Origin of the sequence: Pseudomonas rossensis (genome assembly GCF_039888995.1) — a bacterium.
Classification (GTDB): Bacteria; Pseudomonadota; Gammaproteobacteria; order Pseudomonadales; family Pseudomonadaceae; genus Aquipseudomonas; species Aquipseudomonas rossensis.
Genome location: NZ_JBBWCB010000195.1, coordinates 1 through 8184, shown reverse-complemented (window position 1 = coordinate 8184; position 8184 = coordinate 1). Strand labels below are relative to the sequence as shown.

Here is an 8184-nt window from a genome sequence, read left to right as displayed (position 1 = left end):
CCGAGTGGAGGTTCTGCGCAGTGGGCAACCCGGCATGGATGCCGGGTTAGCCGCCCCCGGCCATGGATGGCCGATGGCGGCGGGCCCACGGAGCAGGACCGGAGCGAGGGCATGCCGAGGTTCTCGCCGGGCTGACCATCTCATTAGGGGCAAGAACCCTTTGGTTACTTTGGGGTTCTTTTCCAAAGTGACCCGCCGTAAGGGCGGAACCCTAAGCCGCCGTGACCGCAGAAACGGATATGTACACAAAAAACAAAACACAGGTCAGCCGCCTCGCTTTTGCTCTTGATCCACCGTCCTGGAGGGTTTGCGCGTTTCTTGATCGGTATCAACCGCATAACCAGGCGGTCTCTGTAGTCTCAAGAGACCGACAGCCAGTGCGCTCACCCCAATGTTCGCCGTAGCGCGGGTTGCCTTGACCCAAGGCGAAAACACCATGATCTATCCGCTGATTCTGACCTTGCACCTGTTTGCCGCCCTGATCTTCATCGGCACGGTGTTCTTCGAAGTCCTGTTCCTGGAAAGCATCCGCAAACAGTTACCCGCCAGGGTGATGCTGCTGGTGGAGCAGGGTATCGGCCGCCGGGCCCGCTCGCTGATGCCGTGGGTGCTGCTGGTGTTGTTCGGTGCGGGACTGGGCATGGTCTGGTTGCGCTACTTGCCAGCCCTGGCCTCACCACTGGCCTCATCGTTCGGCACATTGCTGGCGTTGAAAATCGCGGTGGCCGTGAGTGTGCTGCTGCATTTCCTGGGCGCCATGTTGTTGTTCAAAAGCGGCCGAATGAGCCCGCGATACCTGCACTTTATCCATGGCAGCCTGTTTTGCCACATGGTCGTTATCGTGCTGCTGGCCAAGGGCATGTTTTACCTGACGTGGTAATCGGGGCTGACCGGTGGTCCGTTGTGCAGACACATCGCTTGCGCTTGATGCAAATCAAGGAGCATTGATGGTTAAACCCGGAGACTGAAAGTCCGCAGCCAGTCTCGGAGACCGTCATGCTCGATTTATTTCACAGCCCCGGCGAGTTCATCGCTCGGTGCGATCAAGGCGTGCTTGACCCTACCTGTCATGCCGACACGCAAAAATTTCATGACGGTATTGGCTCCCTGGACCTGCTCCGTGCGCTGCGCGTCAGCCGCCAGAAGTGCCGTCCGCTGTCCCTGAACGTGCAACTGCCTTCCAGCCTCAAGCCGTCTTCCTGTTCCCCGCGTGATATCGCCGGTGAGCACAACGGTATCGAGCAGTACCTTCAGCATCTTGAGCGTGAAATCGACCTCGTCGGTTGTCACCTGGGTGCGGAGCAACGGGTCGAGCAGTTTCATCTGGGCGGTGGAACACCCGCGCCTGCCCATCTGGAGCGGCTGATGAGTCATCTGCGTGGCCGGTTCAACTTTCTCGAACATGAATGCGGCGACTACAGCGTCGAGGTGGACCTTCACCATACCGATTGGTCGACCATGGGGTTGCTGCGCAATCAGGGATTCAATCACGTCAGCATTGGCGTTCCGGATATCGAAGCCGACTGTGACAGGTCGGTGGCCTGCTACCAGAACCCGGCGCCGATCCAGTCGCTCATGGATGCCGCGCGCACCTTTGGCTTTCGATCCATCAACGTCGATCTGGGCTTTGGCCATGCCTGGCAGACGCCAGACAGTTTTGCGCTGAAGCTGGCGAGCATTATCGAGCTGGAGCCGGACCGGCTGATGGTGTTCGACTATGCCCGGCCACCACGGCGCTATCGGCCGGTGCTCGGTGACAAAATCAGAGCACTGTGCAGCCAGGACGATAAAGGCGCGATGCGCCAGATCTGCTTTGATCAACTGCTTTGTGCGGGTTATCACTACATCGGTCTGGGGCAGTTTGTCCGGCCCGATGATGATTTGGCGGTCGCCCAGGAGCGCGGCCGGTTGCGCCGTACCTGTGAGGGTTTCTCCCGTCACGGCTATTGCGATCATGTTGGATTCGGTTTGGGCGCCATCAGCCAGATCGACGATTTGTACACGCAAAACACCGACGAGATTGAGCGCTATCAGCAGCAGCTGGACAGACGGCAATTGCCGACGTGTCGAGGCTGGCGCTTCGAGGCGGGGGATGAGATCAGGCAAATGGTCATGGAGCGTCTGGCCTGTGATCAGGAACTGGATATCCGCGCCATCGAACGGCGCTATGGTCTGGTTTTTTCCAAGTACTTCTCCTCTGTCTGGCCGTTGCTGGAGCAATTGAGTCGGGACGGGTTGATTGAATTGTCAGACCGTTTCATCAGCATCCTTCCCGCCGGTCGGCCGGAAGTGGATGCCATCTGCAACCTGTTTGAAAAGGATTTGGGCGGGCCCATTGCGAGTTGATCGATCATGAACACGACATTTGATTTCAATCGCGCCCTGGTCGAAAAGTACGACCGTCCGGGGCCGCGCTATACCTCTTACCCCACGGCGCCGCAGTTTCACCAGGCGTTTGCCGTTGACGACTATCAGCGTGCCGCTCGCGACAGCAATCAGGTGGCCGCGCCGAAACCGTTGTCGGTGTATATCCACATCCCGTTCTGCAAAAGCCTTTGTTACTACTGCGCCTGCAACAAAATCATTACCCAGAAAACCCATCGCGCCGTCGAGTACCTGAAGTACCTCAAACGTGAAATCGCGATGCAGGCGGCCTTGTTCGACAACACCCGCAAACTCACTCAGTTGCACTTGGGGGGCGGCACGCCGACCTATTTGACCAGCGAGCAGCTGGCGGACCTGATGGACTGCCTGCACCAGGCATTCAACATGGATGACAGCGACGACCATGAGTTCTCCATCGAGGTCGACCCGCGAACCATCAGCACCGAGCAGATTCAATCGTTGCGCCAGTTGGGCTTCAATCGCCTGAGCTTCGGCGTGCAGGATTTCGACCCCGACGTGCAGGCAGCGGTCAATCGCCAGCAAAGTGAAGAGCAGATTTATGCGCTGGTCGCGGCGGCGCGCGAGGCGCAATTCAAGTCGATCAGCGTCGACCTTATCTACGGTCTGCCCCTGCAAACCGTGCAGAGTTTCGACGTCACCCTCACCAAGATCATCGCGCTGCGCCCAGACCGGATTGCCGCCTACAGCTACGCGCATTTGCCGGAAATGGTCCGCGCGCAACGGTTGATTCGCCCCGCCGACATGCCGCCACCGGAGCGCAAGCTGGAATTGCTCGAGCTGACCATCCGCCGTCTGACCGAGGCCGGTTACGTCTATATCGGCATGGATCATTTCGCCTTGCCGGAGGACGAGTTGGCGCTGGCCCGGGCCAATGGCACCCTGCAGCGTAACTTTCAGGGCTATTCCACCCATGCCGACTGCGATTTGATCGGCCTTGGGGTGTCGTCGATCGGCAAGGTCGGCGACAGCTACAGCCAGAGCGTCAAGGAGCTTTCGCAGTACTACAGCCGAATCGATCAAGGGATGTTGCCGGTGCACCGGGGTTACCGCTTGAACGCCGACGACCTGCTGCGCCGCGAGGTGATCAGCGACCTGATGTGCCATGGTCGTATCGGGTTCGACAAGTATGAGGCGTGGCATGGCATTCGCTTCACCGAGTATTTTGCCGAGGCGCTGGCGCAGCTGGGCGAGCATGTGCGCGATGGATTGCTGCAGATTCACCGCGACGAATTGGTGCTGTTGCCACAAGGGCATTTGATGATGCGCAGTGCCGCGATGGCGTTTGACGCCTATCTGGGGGGTGAGCAAAAAGGCCAGTTTTCACGCACGGTCTGAGACCCTGGAGCCTAATGCTGATCAGTTAAGAAATTGCAGCCGCAACGCAAACCTTGTAGCAGCTGGCGAAGCCTGCGTTCGGCTGCGTAGCAGTCGTGAAATCAGAGTTCGCGGTGTATCAGGAAAACCGAGCATGTCGGGTTTACGACTGCTGCGCAGCCGAACGCAGGCTTCGCCAGCTGCTACAAGGTTTGCGTTGCGGCAGACATGGCTTAACTGGTCTTCCGGGGCTAATTTTTAAGTTGATCTCAATCAAGGGCAGGGGGCGCAACGCTCCCTAACATGACCGAAAGCCCTTTTGAAATCAGCGAACCCATGACAATCCATCAGCCTTCGATACACGGCAACCTGCGCGCCTGGGGCGTCGGGCTGGTGGTCCTGCTGATGCTGATGCTCGCCACCTTCGAGGCGGTCCAAGCCAAGCAATACGGTGACATCGAGCAGCAGCGCATTGAGAAAACCTTCCCTCAGACCGATTCCGTTTCCGCCCCCGAAGGCCGGTTCAAGGTGCGCACGCTGTCCACCGCCGGCAAGGTCATCGGTTATGTGTTCCAGAGCCTGGACGTGGTGGATATTCCGGCCTACTCGGGAAAACCGATCAACACCCAAGTGATTCTCGACACGACCGGCATGATTCAGGATGCCTATGTGCTGGAGCACCACGAGCCGATTCTGCTGATTGGCATTCCTGAGGCAAAACTTCACGGTTTCAGCGCCAAGTACAAAGGCGTCAAGGTCAGTCAGCGGGTCGTCGTCGGCCATTCCAGTGACCCGAATGCAGTCACCGTCGATGCCATCGCCGGCGCAACCGTCACCGCCATGGTGCTCAACGAGGTCATCATGCGCGCCGCCCATGAGGTGGCCGTATCGCTCAAGCTGATCGCGGACACGGCCGGTGTGGCGCGCAAGCCCGCCACCGTCCGGCAGGACTTTTTCGAGTCCGCCACCTGGGAACAACTGACCGGTAACGGCGCCATCCGCCGCTTGAACCTGACCCGTGGCCAGGTCGACTCCGCCTTCAAGGGCACCGACGCCGAAGGCGTCGACAACGCTGCCGCCGATCAAGCGGATGAGACCTTTATCGAGCTCTATACCGCCGACCTGAATCCGCCGACCATCGGCCGCGCGCTGCTGGGCGACAATCAATATCGCTTCCTCATGCAAGACCTCAAGCCTGGCGAGCAGGCCATCGCGGTGCTGGGTCGTGGGCTGTTTTCCTATAAAGGCTCGGGGTATGTGCGCGGCGGGATTTTCGATCGGGTGCAATTGCGTCAGTTCGGCAACATCATCAGCTTTCGCGACATGGACCATCAGCGGCTCTCCGACGTATTTGCCAAAGGCATGCCCGAGTTCACTGAGATGTCGATTTTCATTGTGCGCGAACCGGCAAAGTTTGATCCGGGATCGCCCTGGTCACTGGAGTTATTGGTGCGTCGCCAGACCGGCCCGGTCAGCGGCACGTTCAGCAGCTTCGAACTGGCCTATCAATTGCCCGAGCCCTACCTTGAGCGACCACTGCCCAGCGCCGAAGAACTGGCCGCCATTGAGGAAGCCGGTCGGCCGATTTGGTTGACCATCTGGTATCAGAAACACTTCCAGATCGGCGTGCTCGGGGCTGCGTTGCTGCTGCTGACAGCGATCCTGTTTTTGCAAGACAAGTTCACCCGCCGGCCGCATTTTCTGCACTGGCTGCGCCGCGGTTATCTGGTCTTTACCGTGGTGTTTATCGGCTGGTACGCGCTGGGGCAGTTGTCAGTGGTCAATGTCCTGACCTTCGCCCATGCGCTGTTCGATCATTTTCGCTGGGAGCTGTTTCTCACCGATCCGCTGATCTTCATGCTCTGGGTCTTCGCCGCTGCGAGCATTCTGCTGTGGGGCCGCGGTGTGTTCTGCGGCTGGCTGTGCCCGTTCGGGGCCTTGCAAGAGTTGATCAACGAGGCCGCACGCAAGCTGAAAGTCCCTCAATACGAATTGCCGTTCGCGGTGCATGAGCGCTTGTGGGCGATCAAATACATCATCTTGCTGCTGCTGTTCGGCATCTCCCTGGAGTCGATGTCCACCGCCGAGCTGTTCGCCGAGGTGGAACCGTTCAAGACCGCCATCACCCTCCGGTTCGACCGCCAGTGGTGGTTCGTGCTCTACGCGGTGGCGCTGCTGGTCATCAACATTTTCACGCGCAAAGTCTATTGCCGCTACATCTGCCCCCTGGGTGCGGCGCTGGCGATTCCGAGCAAATTTCGCCTGTTCGACTGGCTCAAACGCCGCAAGGACTGCGGCACGCCCTGCCAACTGTGCGCCAAGGAATGCGAGATCCAGGCGATTCATCCCGATGGCCGGATCAATGCCAACGAGTGCCACTACTGCCTCGATTGCCAGATGACTTACCACAACGACAACAAATGCCCGCCGCTGATCAACAAGCGCAAGAAGCGCGGCAAACCGGCAGCCGCTCCTGTGCAACTGATACCTGTCGTGGAAGTGTCCGCTCTGGAATGAACCCCGCGAGCGCCTGTCCGCAGTGACCGTTTTTATCCCTTCAAGGAAAACACCTGATGAACGACACAGAATCCAAAAAATCCGCTGAAGTGCCGGAATCGTCCGGCCTCAGTCGTCGCGGCTTCCTGGGCACCAGTGCGGTGACCGGTGCGGTACTGGCCGGTGCCACGGCCATCGGTGGCGCGGTGTTCACCCGTGCGACATGGGCGGCAGCGGCCAAGGACGCGCAATCGAAAACCCACGTCGGGCCGGGCGAGCTGGACCAGTACTACGGTTTCTGGAGTGGCGGTCATCAGGGTGAAGTGCGGATCATGGGCATTCCGTCGATGCGCGAGTTGTTGCGTGTTCCGGTGTTCAACGTCGACTCTGCCACCGGCTGGGGCCTGACCAACGAAAGCAAACGGATCATGGGCGACAGCGCGCATTTCCAGAATGGCGACTGCCACCACCCGCATTTGTCGATGACCGACGGCAAGTACGACGGCAAATACCTGTTCATCAATGACAAGGCCAACAGCCGCGTTGCGCGTATCCGTCTGGACATCATGAAGTGCGACAAGATGCTCACCGTGCCCAATGTGCAGGCCGTTCACGGGCTGCGCCTGCAAAAAGTGCCGCACACAAAATACGTGTTCGCCAATGCCGAATTCGTCATCCCGCACCCCAATGACGGCAGCACCTTCGACCTGCAGGACAAGAACAGCTACACGATGTTCAACGCCATCGATGCCGAGAAAATGGAGATGGCGTTCCAGGTCATCGTCGACGGCAACCTGGACAACACCGACGCCGACTACACCGGCAAATACGCGGCGTCGACCTGCTACAACTCGGAGAAGGCCTACGACCTGGGCGGCATGATGCGCAACGAACGCGACTGGGTGGTGGTGTTCAACATTCCGCGCATCGAAGCGGCGATCAAGGCTGGCAAGTTCATCACCCTCGACGGCTCGAAAGTGCCGGTGGTCGACGGTCGTAAAAACGAAGGCAAGGACAGCGCGTTCACCCGTTACATCCCGGTGCCGAAGAACCCCCACGGCCTCAATACCTCGCCTGATGGCAAGTACTTCATCGCCAACGGCAAGCTTTCGCCGACCTGCACCATCATTGCCATCGCCAAGCTCGACGATCTGTTCGACGACAAATTCAAGGATCCGCGCGACGTGGTGGTCGGCGAGCCCGAGCTGGGTCTTGGTCCGCTTCACACCACCTACGACGGTCGCGGCAATGCCTACACCACGCTGTTTATCGACAGCCAGGTGGTGAAGTGGAACGTCGAGGAGGCGATTCGCGCGTACACCGGCGAGAAGGTCAACTACATCAAGCAGAAACTCGATGTGCAGTATCAACCGGGCCACAACCATGCCTCGTTGACTGAAACCAGTGAGGCCGACGGCCAATGGCTGATGGTGCTCAGCAAGTTTTCCAAGGACCGCTTCCTGCCGACCGGCCCGCTGCACCCGGAAAACGATCAGCTGATCGATATTTCCGGCGAGGAAATGAAACTGGTGCACGACGGCCCGGCCTTCGCCGAGCCCCACGATTGCGTCATGGCCCGTCGCGACCAGATCAAGACCAAAAAAATCTGGGACCGCAACGACCCGTTTTTCGCCGGAACCGTGGTGATCGCCGCAAAAGACGGGATCAAGTTGGAAACCGACAACAAGGTCATCCGCGACGGTAACAAAGTCCGCGTCTACATGACCTCGATGGCCCCGGCCTATGGCCTGCCGGAGTTCACCGTCAAACAGGGCAACGAGGTCACGGTGACCATCACCAACATCGACCAGATTGAAGACGTGACCCACGGTTTTGTGATGACCAACCATGGCGTGAGCATGGAGATCAGCCCGCAGCAGACTTCGTCGATCACGTTCACTGCCGACAAGGCTGGCCTGCATTGGTATTACTGCAGCTGGTTCTGCCATGCGCTGCACATGGAAATGG

The 8184-nt window shown here is 59.0% G+C and carries 5 protein-coding genes; all 5 read left to right on the top strand.

The window, feature by feature from the left end; genetic code table 11:
- The first annotated feature begins 436 nt into the window (after positions 1 to 436).
- Positions 437 to 880, top strand: a complete 444-nt coding sequence (locus tag WLY71_RS28360; protein WP_347806199.1) for a CopD family copper resistance protein — start codon at positions 437 to 439, stop codon at positions 878 to 880.
- Between the two features lie 116 nt (positions 881 to 996).
- The gene (locus WLY71_RS28355) at positions 997 to 2346 is read left to right on the top strand and encodes an oxygen-independent coproporphyrinogen III oxidase (RefSeq protein ID WP_347806198.1); all 1350 of its coding nucleotides are present in this window, start codon (positions 997 to 999) and stop codon (positions 2344 to 2346) included.
- 6 nt (positions 2347 to 2352) lie between these two features.
- On the top strand, positions 2353 to 3741 hold the full coding sequence (gene hemN / locus WLY71_RS28350) for an oxygen-independent coproporphyrinogen III oxidase (RefSeq protein WP_347806197.1): 1389 nt from the start codon (positions 2353 to 2355) through the stop codon (positions 3739 to 3741).
- Between the two features lie 282 nt (positions 3742 to 4023).
- Positions 4024 to 6237: a transcriptional regulator NosR gene (gene nosR / locus WLY71_RS28345; protein WP_347806196.1), complete on the top strand. Its 2214-nt coding sequence runs from the start codon at positions 4024 to 4026 to the stop codon at positions 6235 to 6237.
- 53 nt (positions 6238 to 6290) lie between these two features.
- Positions 6291 to 8184: TAT-dependent nitrous-oxide reductase (gene nosZ / locus WLY71_RS28340; RefSeq protein WP_425589971.1), on the top strand; the 1894-nt coding region annotated here is incomplete at its 3' end.